We start from the raw sequence: 20,754 nt of genomic DNA on the forward strand, positions 1-20,754 counted from the left end.
AACAGTTTTTTCCTTTAGCTAAAGGTGGGGAATGGAATCCATTCTATGATGACTATTATCTTACTATTAACTGGAATCAATCTGGTGAGGAATTAAAAACTAGTGGAGCAACTATCAGAAATCAAAAATACTTCTTCCGAAGGGGCTTAACTTATCCAGAAAGAACAACTAGCAGCTTTGGACCAAGAGTATTACCTGACAAATGTATCTTTACGACTGCGGGTCAAGCAGTATTTTTTCATGACGAAGATTTAAAGTTCCCATTCATGGGATTACTACTAAGTCGATTTGGCCAAATATTAATTGAGATTGCAGTAGGAGGAGGTGATACATCGGTAGCAGGAACTGCTGCTCGCCATTATACAAATGGAATGATCAACCGATTAAAACTTCCTAATTTAAATTCAAAGGAATCACAAAAACTAAGCTGTATTGTAAGACAGCTAGTTACTCTTAAAGCCTCTTTATTTGAAAGTAATGAATGCTGTAGAAACTTCTGCTTGCAAGAAACGGACAATCTATCTGATTTCCAAGACTTCATCAAAAAAAACAACATAAAAAAATACGAGACCGTTAAGCAAATAGCAATACTTGTGGAAGAACTAGAATCAACATCTGAAACTATTTTCAAAATAAATGATTCAAACCTGCTTACTTTGATAGAACAAACTCTTGGACAACCGACATGGTCTTTAAATAAAGAAATAGATATAGCCAAAAAAGAATATTTAGCAGAGCTTTTTGACAAACCTCATGAAGAACTTGCGCAAATAATGTCTAGCAGAGGAATAAAACAGCGTTTTGTAACAAAGCACTGTCATTTAATCGATAAAAAAGTTGAGCTAATCTCACATTTAACAAAAGTAAATATTCACACAATATTAGACTCAATTACAGATCTATTAGAGCAAAAAAACGCTATTCGCATTCCAGATATATATGAATTCTTTTCATTATTAGTTGGCATGTTATTTTATAGATGGGAGAAAAAGCCTCAACCATCCCGCCCACCTACTTTGGACATGCCAAATTACTATTCACCACAGCAAATACAGGACATTAGTCATGTAAATTTAATATTTACATCTGAACAACTATTATTGGAAACAACTACTCTATTTAAAGAGCAATTTAATGAACTTTCATTCGATTCCTTAAAAACAACATTTAGTGAATTTGATAGAATTTTTGATAAAGCATCCCTTTTTTTTGACTTTCACTTAGGACAATATTCTAAAAGCCGCCGCCAAGCCCCTATCTACTGGCCACTACAAACCCCATCCGGCTCCTACACACTCTGGGTCTACTATCACCGCTTAAACGAACAAACCCTCTACACCTGCGTCAATGATTTTGTTGATCCCAAGCTTCAGCAAGTAGAAAAAGACCTGAGTGCCCTGCAAGGCAAACCCGCCCGAAGCAGTCAGGAAGAAAAAGAGCTGGCCAAACTGACCGATCTGACCAGTGAGCTACGGGACTTCCGCGAAGAACTGCTACGCCTGGCTAAATTCTGGAAACCCAACCTGAACGACGGCGTACAGATCACCGCAGCCCCGCTGTGGAAACTGTTCCAACACAAAGCCTGGCAGAAAAAACTGAAAGAAACCTGGCAAAAACTGGAAAAAGGCGACTACGATTGGGCGCACTTGGCCTGCAGTATCTGGCCAGAGCGGGTATTGCGCAAATGCCATCAGGATCGCAGCCTGGCCATTGCCCACGATGTGGAAGACCATTTCTGGCATGAAGTGGAAGTGCCGGTTAAGCGCGGCAAAAAACTTACCGGTGACACCAAGCTGGAATGGCAACCAAAAGACTTAAGCGATAGTGCATTAAACGAACTGGTGAAACAGTTGATCGATAAAAGAGTCTGATCCACTATCGTGCTATTTATAATGAAAATGCCGCAGTCAGGCACTTTCCTGTTTTCAATGCCTGAGGGGAGCGGCATTTTCCGCTTATGGCTGTTTAATGGAGGCCATGATGGCAAAGCAATTGACAAAAAAACCAACAAAACAACCCGGTATTCCCAGAATAGAGTCCATCAAGGTCGAGAACTACCGGGCTCTGCGCAAAATCGAACTGAAGGACCTTACCCCCTTGACGGTGCTGCTGGGTCCCAATGGCAGCGGTAAGTCCACCATTTTTGATGTGTTTAACTTCCTCTCGGAGTGTTTTCAGTTTGGCCTGCGCCACGCCTGGGACCGCCGGGGCCGGGGCAAGGAGCTGAAAAGCCGTGGCGCCTCCGGCCCTATTCTGTTTGAACTGAAATACCGGGAGCAGCCCGGCACCCCCATTATCACCTACCATCTGGCCATTGATGAGGGTACTAAAGGCCCGGAAGTGGTGGAAGAGTGGCTACAGTGGCGACGGGGTACCAAAGGTGCGCCGTTCCGCTTTCTGGAGTTCAGCCGGGGCAAGGGTCGTGCCGCCAGTGGTGAAACCCCCGATGTGGATGATGCCCGGGAAGAGACCAATCTGCGGTCACCGGATTTGATTGCCGTCAACACCCTGGGGCAGCTTTCGGAACACCCGCGTATTGCCGCCCTGCGGGAGTTTATTACCGACTGGTATGTCTCCTATCTCTCTATTGAACAAACCCGCAATCAACCGGAGGCCGGCCCTCAGGAGCGTTTAAGCAAAGGCGGCGAAAACCTGCCCAATGTGATCCAATATCTGAAAGAGCAGCACCCGGAACGGCTGGAAGCCATTTTTGCCAACTTGCGCCAGCGTATTCCCCGGCTGGAAAAGGTTGAAGCAGACCCAATGCCCGATGGCCGTCTGCTGTTGCAGATTAAAGATGCACCTTTTGATCAACCGGTGCTGTCGAAATTTGTCTCCGATGGCACCATGAAAATGCTGGCTTACTTAACGGTGCTGCACGATCCGGAACCGCCCCGTTTTATCGGTATTGAAGAGCCGGAAAACTTTTTACACCCTCGATTGCTGCCAGAACTTGCAGAAGAGTGCCGCAGTGCCGCACAAAATTCCCAGTTGCTGATTACCAGCCACTCACCGTTTCTGCTGAACGCCATGCGGGCCGAAGAGGTGCGCATTCTCTACCGGGATGAGCAGGGCTTTACCCAGGCAGTGCGTGCCAGTGATATTCAGGGCGTAAAAGAGCTGCTGAATGCGGGCGCTTCGTTGGGCTATTTATGGATGGAGGGTCACTTTGGTATTGGCGACCCACTGGTCAACTTTGGAGCCCCTAAACCCAAAGGCAAAGCAGGGAAGTAAGCCATGTTGGAGAAACTCATTGTCTTTGTTGAAGAGATCTCCATGGAAGCGGCTCTGGAAAAGTTGTTGCCAAAAATACTGGGTGATGTTGAGTTTCAAATCATTCAATTTCAGTGCAAGGATGACCTGCTGAAACAATTACCCAGTCGTTTAAGGGGCTATAGCGCCTGGCTGCCCGCCGAACATGCGATTATGGTATTGGTGGATCGTGACCGGGATGACTGCCTGCAGCTGAAACAACAGCTTGAGCAGATGGCTACTGAGGCTGGTTTGGTGACCAAAACTCAAGGTGCTGAACGATTTCAGGTGGTTAACCGTGTGGTGATTGAAGAGCTGGAGTCCTGGTTCTTTGGCGACTGGCCTGCCGTTCGCCAGGCTTACCCCAGGGTTCCGGAAAATATTCCCCGTAGGGCCAAGTACCGAAACCCGGATGAAATTACCGGTGGCACCTGGGAAGCCCTGGAACGTGAGATGAAAAAAGCGGGTTACTTCTCAACCGGCATCAATAAGCTCGAATGTGCCCGGGAGATTGGCCAGCATATGAACCCGGCGCACAATAACTCCCCCAGTTTTAACGCCTTTGTCGCTGCCATTAACACCGCATTAGCCTGGAATTAATGATGACCATTCAAGAATATATACAAACTCAGGTGTTTGCCCCCCGCCTTGGCAAAGACGAAAACAACCACATTCTGGTGGTTTATGACCCGGACCAGCGTTATCGCCAGATTTGCCTGGATATGGCCAGTGAATCATTGCAAGTGGTGGATGCCTCCGAGTCCAGTATTATCTCCCGGGCACAGGGAATAACCGCACTGGCGTCATTAGGCCAAAACACCATTACACAACTGCTGGTCTATGTGCCTGCCCCCGCCCCCATGGAAGATGAAGAGAAGCAGAAAGATCCCTTTGCCCTCTATGGTGCCTGCGGTGCAGTTTTTCCCAGTGGTGATGGCGACAGCTTTTTCAATATCTGCCTGGTGGCTAAATCGGAGTTTGCTACCCAGGTCAGGGCGGTGTTTGCGCAAAATGAAAACCCGGATTTCAATGTGATCAATGCCATTGGTGGCGGGTTCAGCTGGCCGACTTTAAAAGCCACGCTGAAAGTGGAATCCACCCGTGACATTCTCTTTAGCCTGCTGGTACCCAGTGATGCACAGTTAGCAGCACTGAATAGCAGTGACGGCTGGGTCAGTGAGAGTAAGGAACTGCTGAAAACCAGTATCGGTTTGGCTCTGAAAACCCGTGCCAAAAGCTGGTCGGCCATTGCCGATGAGTTATGGCGCTTTGTGCTGTTCAGTGAATTTGTTTTTGATCTGCCACAAGACCTTCCCCCGGCCCTGACCAATGTGCCTGCCGCTGAAGAAGCCGCCAAACCGCTGATTGACGATATCTGCGAACGGCTGCGCAGTGACCGGCGTACCCAGGCCATCTATATTGAACGGGCAGAAGCGGTGGAAGCGGAGCTGGATTTGCCAACCCATTGCCAGGGTATTGCGGATCTGGGTGAGCGGGATACCTTCCCCTTTGAGGAACGGACGTTTTTACACCAGGCCATGGACGCCCTGCAACGGGATGATACGGATCCGGTTCGTCATATTTTATCCCGCCATGTGCAGTCCGTGTGGATCGGCAAAGGCGAGAGCCAGGCGCAATGGGATCTGCTGCGCTCAGCTCTGGCCCTGGTGGAAGCGTGCCAGGACAATGAGCAGGTGTTACCGGACCACGCCCAGTCCATGGATTCGCTGATCCATTATTACATTAGCCAGTTCCGGGAGGTTGACCGCCTGCACCGGGAGTTTGAACAGGCTGTCAGTGATTATGACTGGCAAGATACCCAGGGGCTGATGCACCCATTGCAACAGCAGGTACGCCAACAATACGGCCGTTTGATCGGCAGTTTGCAACAGCTGTTCACCCGGCATCTCAGCCAATCCGGCTGGCCATTATCGGGGCAACTGGCCAATACCGAGGTATTTGATAAGCTGGTTGCCCCTAAACTGAGCCAGAGTGGCCATAAAGTTGCCTATCTGATGGTGGACGCCCTGCGCTATGAGCTGGGTGTTGCCCTTGAGCAACAGCTGACGGAAGACGGCAAGGTTGAATTGACCCCGGCGCTGGCCCAGCTGCCCAGCATCACCCTGGTGGGTATGGCCAGTCTGCTGCCCGATGCCAGTACCGGACTTACCATCAATAATATCGATAACAAGCTGGTGCCCGCCATTAAGGGTCAGGAAGTGAAAAGCGTTGAGCAGCGCATGGAGCTTATTCGCAAGCGTTATGGCCAGCGCTTTCAGGAAGGCAGGCTGGAAGCGTTTGTCCGCAACCGCCTTACGCTGGAAGCGGGCACCGAACTGCTGATCCTGCGCAGTGTGGAGATTGATGGGCATTTTGAAAACAACCCGGATACCGCACCCAATGAAATTATCAATGCGCTGAAGCGTATTCGGGTGGCCATCCATAAGCTGAAAGATGCCGGGTTTAACGAGGCGGTGATTGCCACTGACCACGGTTTCTTTATGAATACCCATGCTCAGGCCGGAGACACCCTGGGCAAAGCCAGCGGTGATTGGCTAACGGTGCATGAACGTTGCCTGCTGGGGGATGGGGCTGCTGATAGCAACCACTATGAGTTGTCTGCCGAGAAAGCCGGCATCCGCAGCAATATGGCCAAACTGGCCGGGCCAAAGACCATGGCGTCTTATCGCTCGGGAATGCTCTATTATCATGGTGGCGCTTCCTTGCAGGAGTGTGTGGTTCCGGTGATTACCGTCAAGCTGGAAGCAGCGAAGCAGACCGCTATCGAGCAGGCCAGAGTGGTGCTGAACTACAAGAATGGTGCCAAACGGATTACCACCCGGATGCCGGTAGTGGAAATCGCGGTGGAAACGGATGATATGTTCTCCACCGGCAGTGATTTTGAGATTTTGCTGGAAGCCCAGGATAAAAAAGACAATATTGTCGGTGAAGCCAAACCGGGCGGTGCGGTAAATCCAGCCACCGGCACCATCACATTGAAGCCCGGGGATAAAGTTCAGATTACCCTGAAAATGCAAATGGAATTTGAAGGCAACTTTAAAATCAAGGCGCTAAACCCTTCCACCATGGCGATTTACTGCCAGTTGGATTTAGAAACTGACTACACGGTATAAGCCATGGATACCATTGATAAGAAAATTAATTCGCTGTTTGATGGCAAGGTGGTTCGCAAAGACCTGGTGCATCGCATTAAAAAAGGCACCAATGTGCCGACCTTTGTGCTGGAATTTTTACTGGCAAGGTATTGCGCCAGCGATGATGAAGCGGAGATTCAGGCCGGTATGGAAGCGGTGCTGGATACGCTTAATGACAATTATGTGCGCCCTAACGAAGCCAACAAGGCACAGTCCAAAGTGGCCACCAAAGGCAAGTACCGGTTTATCGACAAAGTGCACGTTAACTATGTTGAGAAGAACCGTCGCCACTGGGCAGCATTGGAGAACTTTGACTCTCGAAAAGTCGCCATCAGTGAAAAGTTCTACCGCGACAATGACCGGCTTTTACAGGGCGGCCTATGGGCAGAGGTGACCATCGCCTATAACGAAATTGAAGACGATGATTACGCTTTTTACATTGAAGATCTTCGGCCCATTCAGTTAAGCCGCTTTAATTTTGATCAGTATTGCGAAGGACACCAGGCTTGCTCCCGGGATGATTGGATGAGCTTTATTCTCCGCTCCGTGGGCCTGGAGCCGGGCAAACTCTCCCATCGAGTAAAAATGCACTTTATTGCCCGTTTGCTACCTCTGGTGGAACCCAATTTTAATTTTATTGAATTGGGGCCAAGGGGCACCGGCAAGTCCTACTTCTTCAGTGAGTTCTCACCCTATTCAACACTGATCAGCGGTGGCCAGGCGACCAAAGCGACACTGTTCTATAACAACCAGCGCAAGAAAATCGGCCTGGTGGGTTTTTGGGATACCGTGGCCTTTGATGAGGTGGGCGGCATCAAGGTTAAAGACCATGACACCATCCAGATCATGAAAGACTTTATGGCCAATGGCCGATTTTCCCGGGGGGTTGAAGTGATTGCCGATGCCTCCATGGCGTTTGTTGGCAACCTGGATTTATCGGTGGACCAGATTGTTAACTCCGAGGTTTTTGATCTGTTCCAGCCCCTCCCCAAAGAGTTTGACCTGGCGGTTATGGATCGTTTTGCTTGTTACCTGCCCGGCTGGGAAATGCCCAAGAACAGCAGTGAGTTCTTAACGGGGAATTATGGGTTTATTACCGATTATCTGGCGGAAGCCTTTCACTATCAGCTGAAGCATACCAACCGCTATGAAGAGGTCAGCAAGCGTATTCGCCTTGGCAAAGCGGTGGAAGGGCGCGATGAAAAAGGCATCAAGAAAACCGTTGCGGCCTTCTTGAAAATTCTTCATCCCAGCGGCTCACCTTCTGATAAAGAATTTGAAGAGTATGTTGCCTATGCAGTAGAGGCTCGTCGTCGGGTAAAAGAGCAGATGAACAAGCGTAAATCCGATGATGAATTTGCCAAAATCAATCTCTCTTACATTAATGCGGATGGTCAGGAAATCGTTGTTTACTGTCCGGAATCCAGGCTGGCCCCGGCCACCCAGGAGCCTGTTCGCCGGGATATTCACGGTGAAGATGAAACGGTTGTTATTGAAACTCCAGTGGCGAAGTTTCCCGAAAAGGGATCAGTCTTCGATGATGTACTCAAAAAGCCTGTTGCCCCGACTGAGAGCGAAAATGCCGAGCCAGAAGCTCAGCTTCAGGAGCAGCATTTTACCATTCACTATGGCGCAACAGGCTACAGCTATGAGTCGATTATCAGCCCTTACCTTGAGGGGGCTAAATCCATTGAGATTGAAGACCCATATATCCGCCTGACACACCAGATACAGAATTTTGTTCGCTTTTGTGAAGCCGTTATCAAGACATCGACCATCAAAAAAATCCGGCTGATCACCAGTTACGATGATGATACCGATGTTAAGGATATGTCAGACAAGCTGGGAGAGCTGAAACAGAGCCTGCTGGAAATGGATATTGAGCTTGATTTGAAAGTGAATGAGCATATGCATGACCGGGAAATTCGTATCGACAATGGCTGGATTATCAAGATTGGACGGGGGCTGGATTTCTTTCAGAAGCCTGATAGCTGGTTTAGTGTTGGTACCAATGATTTGGTGTTGAGGAAGTGTCTGGAGACAAAGGTTGACATATTCAAAAACAGCTAAGTATCCACCGTAAAAACCGAATTTTATCAGGTGGCATGTAGTAGCTCAAAACCGATCTGACAGTTACTGATATTAAAAACAGTGTCTGTCAGATCGAGTCTGGCTTGAATCAAACCTCCATTTCATACTGTAGCAACTCCGGTGCCATACCAATCACTTTCCTATCAACAACAAAGGCTCTACTCCCACCAGAGACTATCTCTCCTTCAACAACAACTATCGAGCCATCCCGCAACTGTGCTTGACTGGTACCATTACCATTATTGGCAATGATAGTAACGATAGTACGATTACCGGATGGTAATAGAGCTTTGAACCGCAGCCAGATATTGGCAGCCCTCATCAGTAATGACGCTCCAATTCTACTCGCTGTAGCACTTTACCCTTCCCTCCGCCTGCTGCACTGATAGCGACTGAAAGGCACAACCCATACCAGATTTCACCTGCCTCGATAACTTCTACTAACCTCCCCGGCAAAACAAGCCCTGGCGCTTCACCTTCAGCAATCAACGGCAGATCCAGCGTCACGATTGCCTGATTGCCACCTTTGGCCAGTTCATTCCTTCCACGTTCCGTATTAAGGCCAACATCCACCAGCCAATCATCGTAAATATCCGGTGCTACCTCATTTCCAGCAGTGCCTTGGCGTCTGACATTTACCGAAACACCTGTATGAATCCCTGACACATAAACCGCATTGTACTGTGGCTCCGGTTTCCATTGGGCTGACAGGCTGATGACCATGCTCTCTGAGATAATGTGCTGCCTGATCGCAGTTTCTGGCTTCCAGTCCCACGAGCTTTGCGGATACCGAGGCCGAATGGTCAAAACATCTTCTGCCGCAGATGGGATAACCACGGCCCCAGCCGTTGTTGCAACTCTTGCAATAACCTGCATGGGCGTCTGTTCATGGTATGAAAAGGTGTTTTCTGGAAAGGTCCAGTCCGGGGTCACAAAGTCGCCCTCCCTCGGCCACTCCAGAGTAAAACCCGTGTTCTCAAGTTGCTGGATTGCTGCCTGCCTGGCATTAATGGTTGAATTCTCACTGTGGGATCGAAGAGGGGCATAAGGTGCTGCCAGCAATTTCGTTCTGCTCTCGCCGTGAATCCGGTAACGCTCCCGGTTGAAACTACGGTTGGCCTCATAGCGCTCAACGATAAACACCCAGCGCCAGCCGTTAATGGTGGCTTCGATTTCCTTCGGGCCATTCTGATCAGGCGCTACCCGGTTAAGGCTGGCGCGATTGTTGATCTGCGCTGACAGCTGCCAGGTGAAACTATCAATATCCAGTTCAATGGCCAGCTCAGTGACATCGAGTGGCTGCTGATCCGACCGGGTGACAACACTAATGGTGTTCATGATAAGCCAGGTATCCTTGTCGGCGGGTCGTTCTAGGGAAGTGGGATCTGTAGGGTCGGTTGGATCGCTGGGATCTACTGAATCAGTATTCGATGCGAACCGAATACTGTAATCCGCATCGCGTCGTTGCTGGCTCTGCCCTGCTCCCCATGGCAACTGATAATCAGGATTGTACTGCTCGGCCAAATTCCACGACGACTGGATGCTGCTATTGCGCGGCCTGCTCGACTTTGGGGTGGCCGGTGAGCCAAAAGTAAACCACACCGCATCATTGTTGGCTGGCGTGTAGCGTCCACCCTGAAACACAAAGGCTAAACGAGCCGGTTCCGGGATATAGGTATTCTGCTCGGTTTCCTCAGAAAAGTGCTCCTGTACCCTATACCAGCCACCACTGTGCTGTTGATCCTGGCCCGGCGGATTGCCCCACCATATCCCACGACTGATTGCTTTTGATATAATGCTGTCGTCCCAGCCTGAATTATTAGGTACTGCATCTTTGGCAGGAACGTCTCTCCACAAACCTACAGCATCAGACTTACAACGGTAACCAGTTGCCCATTCCAGAACGGAACCTGTTTCTTTGCCAGGGACTCTTCCCCAGAGAGATTTGAGATCAGGCTCAATCTGTTTGCTTGCCACCTGCAGTCGAAGCTCTATATGACTCGCTTGAAGCATTATTCGTCGCCAACCAACATCTGCGCCTTTTTGTTTGTCGTCTGCAGGCTCCCAAGATGCTTGCCAACTGCGGGTTATTGATGGCGCTACCGGCCAGACGACAGGTAGTGGTTTTACTGGCTCTCCAAACGCAACATCCAGCGTAATGCTTGCTGCATCAGGTACCAGGTAATTACTGTCACCATCCAGCGTCAGACTTGATGGGTCAGGAAGATAGTCAGCCATTATCAGTGTCGTTTCTTATTGCTGGCAGCAAAGGTCCATGGACTATGGCCTGATTGAATGGTCGGGCTTTGAACACAGCTGTTCCAACCAGTCCAGTATTGATGCTGCCGTTATCCTCCCACCACTCGGGTTCTGATGAATCTGATATCCCTTCCGAAAGACACTCGTAGACGAAGCCGGAAAACTTTCCTGTCGTGGGATGAATTACATCGCCGACAATGTAACGGGTGCTGGCCTGCCAGGTATCACCATAGTCATCCATGGCGAGCACCAAAACCGGTTCAGCAAAGCCGTTCAGGTCAATATCAAAACTGCCATCTGTCGTACTTTGACCACTTGCAACAATGGTTCGTTCCGGCAATTGCCCCTGCCGCTGTTGTTGCCGGTAGGAAACCACCACGATTTCTTTGTCAACCGGTTCGCCGTTCAACGACACCGTACCACTGACAAAGGTCTTTGCAGCATCCGGTGATGGAACATCAAGCACCACATTGGCGGCAGCCGGTGTGCCATAACCATCTTGCACTGACAACACCAGTGCGTTCGGGTTCGGAATGTATCCCGCCATCAGCCGAGAATCCTTTTCGGCGTGACGGGGCCATGCAGCATGGGCTGGCGGAGTTTATAGGCTTCAAAGACGGCTGTACCGCTGGCCAGCTGATTGGTTGACCATGGCGCGGTGGGAAGTGTTGCGTCTGTCGTGCCAGCCTGAATGCAAATATAGCGATAGCCGTTGGGTGTCTGGGGATGGGTAACGTCACCAATCACATAAGACGTATCAGGCTTTAGCAGGCTACCGTATTCATCAAAGGCATAAACCAGAATGCCATCAGTGTAGGGACTGGTGACCAGCTCAAAGCTGCCATCGTTTTCGCTGTCTATCTGGGCGATTAACTCATGGCGTTCCATGGTTACTGCCCGAACCGTTCTTGGTACAGGGCTGCCGTCTACCAGCGTCGTACCCAGTACATGGGTATAGCGACTGTAGTCGGCTGTCTGCGGTATCAGGGAGGGAACACTGCCAGGAGTCAGGTTCCAGAGGGCGGAATCCAGATTGACGTATTCCGCCGGATCATAGATATCACTGACCAGCACACCATCGTTGTTATTGGGATCACGGTTCATGGCCACATAACAGCCGCTGGTATCGAAGCCTCCCTGATTGGCGATGTGCTTGAGCGTCGCCAGACCACTGAGCACCACGTTCTGATAAACCGGCTGTCCCTGCGGCCACTCGCGGGAAAGGTAGACGTCGCCGTTATGCTGCCAGTGGATTCTTACATCTTGAAGCACTGCCCCGTTATAACAGGTCTGGTGCAATCCCGTGGTGAGACCGCTGACAATGTAGAATTCAATATTGCGAATATCACCGCTACCCCAAAAGTGCCAGTAAGCGCCACAGGTCATGTTGATGACCTTGTGACCTTTGCCGTTCAGATGGAAATTACCACCATCGCCATTGGTATTGAGTACACGACCATCCATATCCAGATCAGTGGTCAGCTCGTAGTAATAGCTCCCCGAGTCATGCCAGACAGCCTCAAAGTCCTCCGGCGTCTGGATCAGGAAAGGCGTACTCTGACTGCCATCGCCAATTGCTAAAGCTGCCATCAGTCTGCGTCCCCCCGAATCTGCAGGGTGAAACGGTCATCATCGGTAGTACCCTGTCCTGACAACACGGTTCGCACCAGCCAGCAGGGCGCCAGGGCACCGGTGGTATTGAAGCGCAGCACATTACCGCTGCTCCAGCCGGTACCCCAGCCGTCAAAGCGGATAATGAAATAAGGGACATGGGTTTCCGGGTTCATCGGCGCACAATCGCTGTTGGTAGAGCCGGTGGCGATAATGCCAAGGTTTTCTTCCACCACCTGGAAGGTACTGCTGCTGGTAAAAATAATCGCCCACCGGCCATCTACTGCGCCTTTGTTGCTGACCTCGATGGGATAGTTGATCAGGTTGTACTGGGCTGTGGTGTCATCACCGATGCGATGATTGCTCCAGTTGGGCTCGCCGCTATCCCAGGTGCGCTGGGTGAATTCATCATGTACCCGGGATTGAAGATCGCCATAAACGACGGCGCTGCTGACCAGTGTTTCATTCGCCGGAAAGTCCCAGGCCAGAGGCGTGGCCAGACTGATATCGCCGCTGATCTGTACATCGCTGACCAGCGCCATCTGCTCAATGCGGTCTTGAATGGTGAGGGTGCCTGTTACGTCTTTCGAGAAGGTGACTGTGCCGGTTTCCAGATTCACAGAATAATCCGCACTACTGATTGAAGTACCGGAGTCGTCCGTTAGCGTGATTTCAGCCTGATGATCCCGGCTCAACGATACCGTTTGTCCGGCGGCAGGTAAGTTCACCGTTGTGGTGTTGGTATGGGCCAGCACTACTACATCACCGGAGCGATAGATGGGTACTCGACCATCGGCGGGCAGACGCACCGGATCCAGCCCAATAAGCTCACTGTCCAGTGGAATACTGGTCAGCACCACACTGTTGAAGCGGATAGACTGCGGGATGACATGAATGGGATTAACGCCATCGGTGAACTCAACCTGACACCAGCCGCTCTGGTAATCGATATAACCCAGCATCTCCGGGCTGCTGATCAGCCCGTTATTATCAGCCTGGGCGCTGAGGGTGGCGCCGGTGTCGGCTCGCAGTGCGCTGATTTGCAAACTACCGGCACGGATCGGTGCGCCGGGTGTGCGAAAAGCGACACGGTCTGTCTGATAACCTGCAGCCGTTGTGGCAGAGGCCAGCAGGTTTACCGCTGGATTGGCGCCATCCGGCCACTGGCTGAGGGTCACCTGTGAGCCGGTATAATCAATGCTGCCGACGATGGCACCCGCATTGGTGGCGGTGGAGAGATTTCTGATAATGGCGCCATCCCGGTCCTGATAAAACGCTCCACCAAACTCAAACATCAACGAACCCGGTACCAGCGGTTCTGATGTATTGGGCAACAGCCGGATAAGCAAATCAGGCACAGTGACACTTTCAGTTTCCGGCTGATGGGAAAGCGCGTTCTCCTGCGCCGCCACCGACAGGGTATTGCCCTGGTAGGTTTCCGTCAGAGTTGTTGTATCACCCTCGACGCGCTGGCGGGTGTAGGTCTTGCCAGCGAACTCATAGCTATAGGTGTTGATCTTGTATGTCTTATAGCTGTAGTTCTGTTCAGCCTCGATGGAAAACTCACCCGTGGCATAGTTGATGGAACCGGCGCGCCCCTTCCAGCCCCCGATGCTGTCATCGGATACCGTATGGGTGACATTGTAAATTCGGTCATAAATCTGAATGGGCTTGATATTGGTGCCTTTCCAGGCACTGGGAACCTCGCCAATTCGCTCACAGGTAAACGTCAGTTTGACGCTGCCCGGTAGCAGGGGGGCGCCGGGAATGGTGCCGGTTGCGGTACCGCTGCCGTCCACATCAACACTAACCGGGCTGGTAATCTGGTTGCCCTGCTCATAGCTGACCGTGATGGCGGTGCCGGCATCAGGCAAGGTATCCGGTACAAAGGCCAGTTCTCCGGACGCATAAATCAGGCTGCCGCTACCATCCCCGGAAAGAATCGCCGCGCCGTTGTCTGTTAACGTTTTGCTCTGGCCGCCACTGATATAGGTTATGGTGACGCTGCCCGGTTTAATCCCCGGGTGCGCTGTGGTGTGACGGATCTCCGGCTGTTGTGCAACCGCTGAGCCGGTATGGATGGTCAGCTCATCAGCAAACGGCAGTGAATAGCTGACCACCAACGCTGTATCCACATCGGGCATGGCCTCAAGCGTTACCGCAACAGAGCCGGTGGCGAAATTAATGGTGCCGCTGCCATTACCGGTCAGCAGTCCATTACCGGGGTCACGTAGCTCATACCATTTCCCCAGCGCCATGTAGCTCAGCACAAAACTGCCAGGACGGGGTTTTTCTTCCGGGAAAGCAAAAGTGTAGGTAAAGCCCCGGTTCTGCAGCTCAATCTGAACGACCTCGGAGACACAGATGCCGCTTGCTGCTGTTCCCGGCTGCCAGGTCGCACTGGCGTTACCGGTGAAATAGCTGCTCGTCCTGTAAACGTCAATTTGCCCGGTTTCATAGTCGATGGTGATGCGCTCAAAAGGATCGGAGCCTGAAACATGAGTGAACTCACCGGTGCCATTGTCCTCATAGGTTCCCCCTTCAATGGCTAACACCAGACTTTGCCTGACGACACCCGCGCCCAGATAGGAACGTGACTGGTTACCCTGGATATGTCCGAAAACCAGTGTCGTATTCAGTGTGCTATTGCGCGTTGGCAGAATCTGGCGACTACCACTGTAACCCGCCTCATCAATCACCGCCGTTTCACTGGTAGCACTCGGCACCAGGTGGGCGTATATGCTGTTGACCTTGATTTTGGTGCTGCCGGCGCTGGCCGTTTCCCTGAGCGAGGAAGCGCCATAGTATTTGGCGGCATCGGCCACCTGTGTACTTTGTACCCGGGTGATTTGGGTGCTGTCACGGCGCTCGGTACCGCTGGGGGTTGCTGTGCCCCCCGGGAAGGTTTGCTCCAGCGGTGAACTTATCCCCAGCGTCAAACGACGGCGGACAAAGTCCACATAGTTGTCATTGCGGCTGATGGTGAAGGTTTCGGTGCTGGCCGAAACATCCGTGATGCGGATGTACTGCTCCTGCCCGATGTTTTCATCCAGCAGCCGATAGACCTCACCAATTTCAGGCAAACGATCTTCAGGCCGTTGCACTGCCTGCATGCTGCGTTGCCCGACCAGCTGGTCGCCCAACAGTTCCCAAGGGGCATCCACCGCCGGCACCACATAGGACTCAATCCGGTTGCGGGCCTCGGTACGCTCATCGGTCTGGCTGTCGGTGTTGAACAGCAGCACATCGACCCTGGTATCCTGCGGCGGCTCGGTAATGATCAGGTGAGCGCCAAGGTAGGGATCGGTATTGTCAGTGCTGACACCGGCATAGACCTTCCGGAGCGACACATCGCCCAGGGTGCGATCAATGCGGGAAATATCCCGAAACAGATTATTGATATCGCCATCGATCACCTCATTGCCGGTCGCACGACCGCCGCCGTCAGGCTCATCGGTCAGGCGTTGCGAGGCGTAGAGTTTGACGTCATCCGGAAGAATCGCCATCCATGGGTCTCCGTTTATAAAAAAAGCCACCGATTCTGGTGGCTTTTATTTGTCAGCAAATTTGAAGTACTAAAACTTAGTTACTGGCAAGAATCTTTTTCTTTTCCTGCCAGAAAGCAACCGCGTCCGGAATTGATTTTTTAGTGAAAGCCATCCAGGCATTGATACTCAGATCACCTTTGATATTCTGCGACACTTCATAATCCGCAATGCCCAAAGCTCGCTCAAAAGCAGTAACACTCTCTCCTGTTTTCAGGTTGGTAATGTTAATCTTCTTACTACCTTGTTCCATGGATACCATGAAAGGCCCATGTTGAGTTTGATACCAGCTGACTCGCCAGAAGTAATGCGATTTGTTGGGCTTGCCATCCTGACGATACAGCGATTCCATGAATGACGCCTGGTCGCATTTATTCATGTAGTCGTTTTTCTGGACACATCCAGAGTAAAAGCCCGTACTTTTCCCACCCAGAGTCATTACGAGTGGTTTTTGCTGACCCGTTTCCAGGTTGACCATCATGTAATCAGAGGAAGATGACAAACCCATCAAATTACCTAATGTGCCAAAATCCATTAATTCACTGGCCGAGCCTTTTTCATGCGGATCTTTTTCAAGGAGCAGATAACCGGTTCCTGCAATATCGCCATTCTGGAATCGTGCGACATGATACCCCTTGGGCGGATTGTAAGAGCGAATGGCGCTATTGCCGATTTCATACACAAAGATTGAACCATTTCTGGAAACAGCAAACCCGCGACTCGTAGGAATAACGTACTGACCTCTTAGCGACTTTCCTGTAGCAGTTTTTACGCTGTATGATCCTTTGTAGTAATTCACGCTCGCAATAGTCACGGGCTCTCCAGCAGCTCCGGCACGAGAAAATTTCATCAAGGCTTCTTGCTCGCCTGTCTGGACAAGATACGTAAATTCGCCCGTTATATTGCTGGCACTGTAGAGAAGTATTTCCCCCTCAGGATCCAGAAATGGCTGGCCATTGACAAGTAATCCATCACGATGCCTTTCAAAAATCGCGCCTGTATGTCCACTGGCTGAGGACTTAACCATTTTCGCCAACTGTTCATCGGATTGCGAAGGGAGATTGACTGATTCTGCTGCTTTTTGCGGCTGACTTTTCCCAATAGCTGATGCTGACGCCGTGACCATTTCTTCAGCAGCAGTTTGATGTTGCAGCTGCTGTGTTCTGGCATTCATTTGAGCTATGAATGCGTCCATTAACGCTTTGCGTTGGGCTTCTTCTTCCGGTGTCAACGTGGCTTTCTTTACACAACCCGTCAGCGCCATGGAAAATACGGCGCACAAAAGCAGTCCATTGATCCTGTATTGCATCCTTCCAACCTCTTTATTATTGCTTGTGGCGATTACAAAATTAAGGGATTTTGAAACAGGATAAAAGTGGCTGGCTCCCTTAATCAATGCATTTCCTTTTTTCAAAGAATCTCTGAACGCTATTTGGGCAGGCACAGCAATCTGACACGACATGTTGTAACTCAAGAGCCCACAGTCAACAGACGTAACGTCAGTGTGTAGATATACCCCGCATCCGGATAGGCAGTGGGTAAAAGCTGCTGTGCTTCGACTGCTGCTCCGTTACTGCGATCAAATATCACCTCAAAAGTGCTGCTATCAGGCAAAGTAAGCGTCATCACCTTCCCGGCTACTGCTTCCATGCTTTTCAAGGCATCAACAGTGGCGCGAGTCACCCAACCCGATTGTTCGCCCGACAGTTCAATCTCCCGGCCATACAGCTTCGCCTGTTCCTGAACCAGCAAGGCGCCGGTCAGGGTGCGTTCGGTTTCCTGGGCGACCGGCTGCCACTGGTATTCATTCACCCAGAGCAGATCGTCCGGCAGTTCGATATCATCCAGCGTCATCAGATGGATCTCATGCCGGCAGTCTCCAACGCCTTGAGGAGTTTCATTTCATCACTGTCTCGAATGCCGACGTCTACCTGTCCACCGGGATATTCCAGACGGATGACCTTCTCGGGCGCCGCTGCGGTGTTGCTCTGTTGAGGCGGTTTGGCTGGTGTAAATAGAGGCTGTGAGCTGGCTGGGCTTTGTTCCTGCTCACGACGCCGCTCCCCGTTCTTTTCATCATTGATCTGACGACGCTTTTCGTTATACACCTGTCGATTAAGTCGCAATGATTTTTCCAGGTTGTTGATGGATTCGGCATCGCCCTTCTGCCGGGCATCTTTGAGTTCCGCCTCCAGTTCCCGGTTACGCTGCTCAAAATTCCGTTTCTCAACCGCCTCGGTATTGCCACGCAGCTGATCAAGCTCGTTTTGCAGGCTTTCCAGGGTATTGCGGGTGCTGTCGTTCAGGGCATCCATCTGTTGTTTGGCCTGAGCAAGCGCACTGTTCAGCGCACCAAGATCTGCCTCATTGAGCAGGTTCAGGTTGTTTCCCATGGAAGACGCCTGACGGGTAAAGGACTGAGCCGTCATCTCACCGTTTCGCCATGATTGCATCAGTTCTTCAAAGGCTATTTTCTGTTCCAGAAATTTGGCTTTGGTGACTTCTGCGGCTATCGCCGTATTCCTGAACCAGTCACTGATACCGGTAGCTTCCAGGTGTCCCATGGACTGATTGAGCGCCTGAGCCTTTTCTCGTGCCTTGCCCAGTTGCGTTTTGAGCTTTTCGATTTCACCGCCCGTTTTACGAAGCCCCTCTGCGCTGCTGCCTTTGCTGATGACATGAAAAGCAGCTTCAGCAGCAGGACTCATGGTATGGAGTTCACGGGTAATGCCGTTGATATGGTTAGCCATCACCCCGGTGATGGATTGGGCGTTACCGGCGGCCTTGCTCACGCCATCAAAAGCTTTACCACCGTCGCTTTTAATCGACATCAGGCCGGTGGCTGTGTCTTTGGCAGCCTGTTTGAGCTCCCTGAGTTTTTCTTTGAGCTTTTCTGCCGCACTCTGGTAATCCTCAGCGGACAGTTTCTGCTCGTTGTAGGAACGCGCGAGGATGACGCCAATATCTGCCAACTCCGCACTGGTCTCCGATGCATCAATGGCATCCAGGGCGGACTGGATATTACTGTACAGGTTCGCCGTTGATTCAGCGGTTTGTTCGTTGCTCTGCTGGATGGTGTCGTTGGTTGATTTGACGGTCGCCGCCGTCTTTTGGGTAGCCTGTTGCATCTGACGCTGGCTGCCGGTAAAGGCAGAGGCCATATTATCCAGGCTTGCCCGGATCTGTTTTGCGTCTTCTGCCGTTTCCCGGGCAAAGCCGGCCATCACCTCGCGGGCAGCTTCGCTGAAATGCCTTGTTTTTTTGGCAAGCTCATCGGCGTCAAAGACTTCCAACACATCGGCCACACCTTGGCTAATCTGGGCCAGTGCACCGCTTATAAAGGTTGCAGCCCCCTTAACCACCAGGGTAAAGCTGTTAAAGAAGACGCTGATGGTATTGCCGATAATCCGAAAGGCGCCAACAATGCCGCTGGCCTGCTCGGCAATACTCGTAAAACCCTGACGAACCCGTTCGACAAATTCATCCAGGGTAATGCCTTCGAAGGCACCTCGGATACCCTCTGCTATGGCGATGAAACTGTCTGAGATTGATTTGGCCAGCGACTGCAGCCTGCCATCCTTGTCCAACGCATCCAGTTTGTTGCTGAGTGTTGCCAGAGCCGAGTTCACGTATTTCAGCCAGCCACTCTCGGCTACAGCGTTTTTGAATTCCTCCCAGCGATCCTTGAGGTTGGAGACATAACCGGACAACAGCTGCATATTGGCAGCCGCCGCACCGGACGACGACCGGCCAATCTCGGTAATCAATCCCCGAATAACATCAGTGCCCAGCTTGCCCTGCTCGGATAACTTGCGTAGCTCGGTGACATTACGTCCCGTGACATTGGCCAGCAACTCCCAGACTGGAACGCCTGCCTCAATCAACTGCCGAAGTTCTTCCCCCTGTAGTTTCTGCTTACCCCAGGCCTGCCCCAGCGCCAGACTGATACGCTGCAGTCGTTCATAGCTGCCCCCCAGCTTGCTGTTCACATCCACCAGGGCCTGCAGGGTGCCGTCCATGGGATCCAGGCCGAAGTTCTTCAGCGTGACAAAAGCTTCGGTGACCTGTTGCAGTCGTAGCGGCGTATTGCGGGTAAACTCTCGAATCCAGTCAGTCGCTTCGCCCCCTGCCTCAATGGAGCCCATGATGGCGTTGAGCTGGATGCGCAGGCGTTCAAATCGATCCCCTGTTTCCAGGATACCGGTCAGGGAGCGTTTAATCAGGTAAAGGCCCGAGGCCGCTGTGACCAGCCGCAGGAAGGAACCCGACAGACGGTTAATGCTTTGCCGGGCATTGTCCGCGTCTGCTGCCGTTTGTCGAAACCGGCTGCTACGCAGTGTCTCTCGGGTGGTGCGAGCCTTGCGGGAAACGGACTGGTAGGCTTCGGCCGTCGCCTTGAGCTTTTGTTGTAGTGATGCCTGCTGGCTTGCCAGATTGCGATTCGAGAGTCCCTGTTTTTCAAGGGAGCGACGCAGCTCCGCCAGCTTGTCCCGCTGCTTTCCGTACTGATCATTGAGCGCGCTGACGGTTTTGCGGGCCGAAGCCAGCTGCTGTTGCAATCGTTTGGAAGGCTGTTCTGTCTGGCTGTAAGCCCTCGCCAGTTCCACGACCCGCTTTTGCGCCTCCCGATAGGCCCGGTTACTGTCCCGTACTGTGGTGACCTGTTTTCGGAACACCGTTAGTAAACGATCCTGGCGCTCTAATGCCTTCAGTTCCGTCTTGAGATCACGGGCACGGTCATCCAGCTCACCCAATGAATCGGCGGATTTGCGAATGACACCGGAAAGCAGATCCCGGGCCTTGAGAGTGAGCCGGATGGCCGAATCGCGCAGGGTCGCCAT

The 20,754-nt window shown here is 51.5% G+C and carries 13 protein-coding genes; 5 read left to right on the forward strand and 8 right to left on the reverse strand.

All coding sequences use genetic code 11. The annotated features are described in order from the left end of the window. The 5 genes from AC27K1_RS08605 to brxL all read left to right on the forward strand — a co-directional run. Positions 1-1,871 (forward strand): hypothetical protein (locus tag AC27K1_RS08605; protein WP_487149834.1); only part of this gene is annotated, 1,871 nt, incomplete at its 5' end. A gap of 106 nt (positions 1,872-1,977) precedes the next feature. Next, entirely contained in the window at positions 1,978-3,234 is a 1,257-nt protein-coding gene (locus AC27K1_RS08610) for an AAA family ATPase (RefSeq protein WP_487149835.1), read from the forward strand. A gap of 3 nt (positions 3,235-3,237) precedes the next feature. Then, positions 3,238-3,852 carry a DUF4276 family protein gene (locus tag AC27K1_RS08615; RefSeq protein ID WP_487149837.1) on the forward strand — a complete coding sequence of 205 codons (615 nt, stop codon included), beginning with the start codon at positions 3,238-3,240 and terminating at the stop codon, positions 3,850-3,852. Continuing rightward, a complete protein-coding gene (locus AC27K1_RS08620) occupies positions 3,852-6,386 on the forward strand; it encodes a PglZ domain-containing protein (RefSeq protein ID WP_487149839.1) in 2,535 nt (844 codons plus the stop codon). The genes AC27K1_RS08615 and AC27K1_RS08620 overlap by 1 nt, the downstream gene beginning before the upstream one ends. Positions 6,387-6,389: 3 nt before the next feature. Then, positions 6,390-8,477 carry a BREX system Lon protease-like protein BrxL gene (gene brxL / locus AC27K1_RS08625; RefSeq protein ID WP_487149840.1) on the forward strand — a complete coding sequence of 696 codons (2,088 nt, stop codon included), beginning with the start codon at positions 6,390-6,392 and terminating at the stop codon, positions 8,475-8,477. Between the two features lie 109 nt (positions 8,478-8,586). Here the strand turns inward: brxL and AC27K1_RS08630 are convergent, their stop codons facing one another. The 8 genes from AC27K1_RS08630 to AC27K1_RS08665 form a co-directional block, all read right to left on the reverse strand. Continuing rightward, positions 8,587-8,820, reverse strand: a complete 234-nt coding sequence (locus AC27K1_RS08630; protein ID WP_487149842.1) for a hypothetical protein — start codon at positions 8,818-8,820, stop codon at positions 8,587-8,589. Next, positions 8,820-10,736, reverse strand: coding sequence for a hypothetical protein (locus AC27K1_RS08635; protein ID WP_487149844.1), 1,917 nt, complete (start codon positions 10,734-10,736; stop codon positions 8,820-8,822). Before AC27K1_RS08635 ends, AC27K1_RS08630 begins: the two co-directional genes overlap by 1 nt. Beyond that, on the reverse strand, positions 10,729-11,304 hold the full coding sequence (locus AC27K1_RS08640) for a hypothetical protein (protein WP_487149845.1): 576 nt from the start codon (positions 11,302-11,304) through the stop codon (positions 10,729-10,731). Before AC27K1_RS08640 ends, AC27K1_RS08635 begins: the two co-directional genes overlap by 8 nt. After that, a complete protein-coding gene (locus AC27K1_RS08645; protein ID WP_487149847.1) occupies positions 11,304-12,347 on the reverse strand; it encodes a hypothetical protein in 1,044 nt (347 codons plus the stop codon). Before AC27K1_RS08645 ends, AC27K1_RS08640 begins: the two co-directional genes overlap by 1 nt. Continuing rightward, a complete protein-coding gene (locus AC27K1_RS08650) occupies positions 12,347-15,874 on the reverse strand; it encodes a hypothetical protein (RefSeq protein ID WP_487149849.1) in 3,528 nt (1,175 codons plus the stop codon). The genes AC27K1_RS08645 and AC27K1_RS08650 overlap by 1 nt, the downstream gene beginning before the upstream one ends. A gap of 76 nt (positions 15,875-15,950) precedes the next feature. Then, entirely contained in the window at positions 15,951-17,375 is a 1,425-nt protein-coding gene (locus AC27K1_RS08655) for a hypothetical protein (protein ID WP_487149851.1), read from the reverse strand. An 8-nt stretch (positions 17,376-17,383) separates the two neighbouring features. Then, on the reverse strand, positions 17,384-17,767 hold the full coding sequence (locus tag AC27K1_RS08660) for a hypothetical protein (protein WP_487149852.1): 384 nt from the start codon (positions 17,765-17,767) through the stop codon (positions 17,384-17,386). Beyond that, the gene (locus AC27K1_RS08665) at positions 17,767-20,754 is read right to left on the reverse strand and encodes a tape measure protein (RefSeq protein WP_487149854.1); all 2,988 of its coding nucleotides are present in this window, start codon (positions 20,752-20,754) and stop codon (positions 17,767-17,769) included. Before AC27K1_RS08665 ends, AC27K1_RS08660 begins: the two co-directional genes overlap by 1 nt.

The sequence above is a fragment of the Kistimonas ophiarachnellae genome (genome assembly GCF_057552235.1).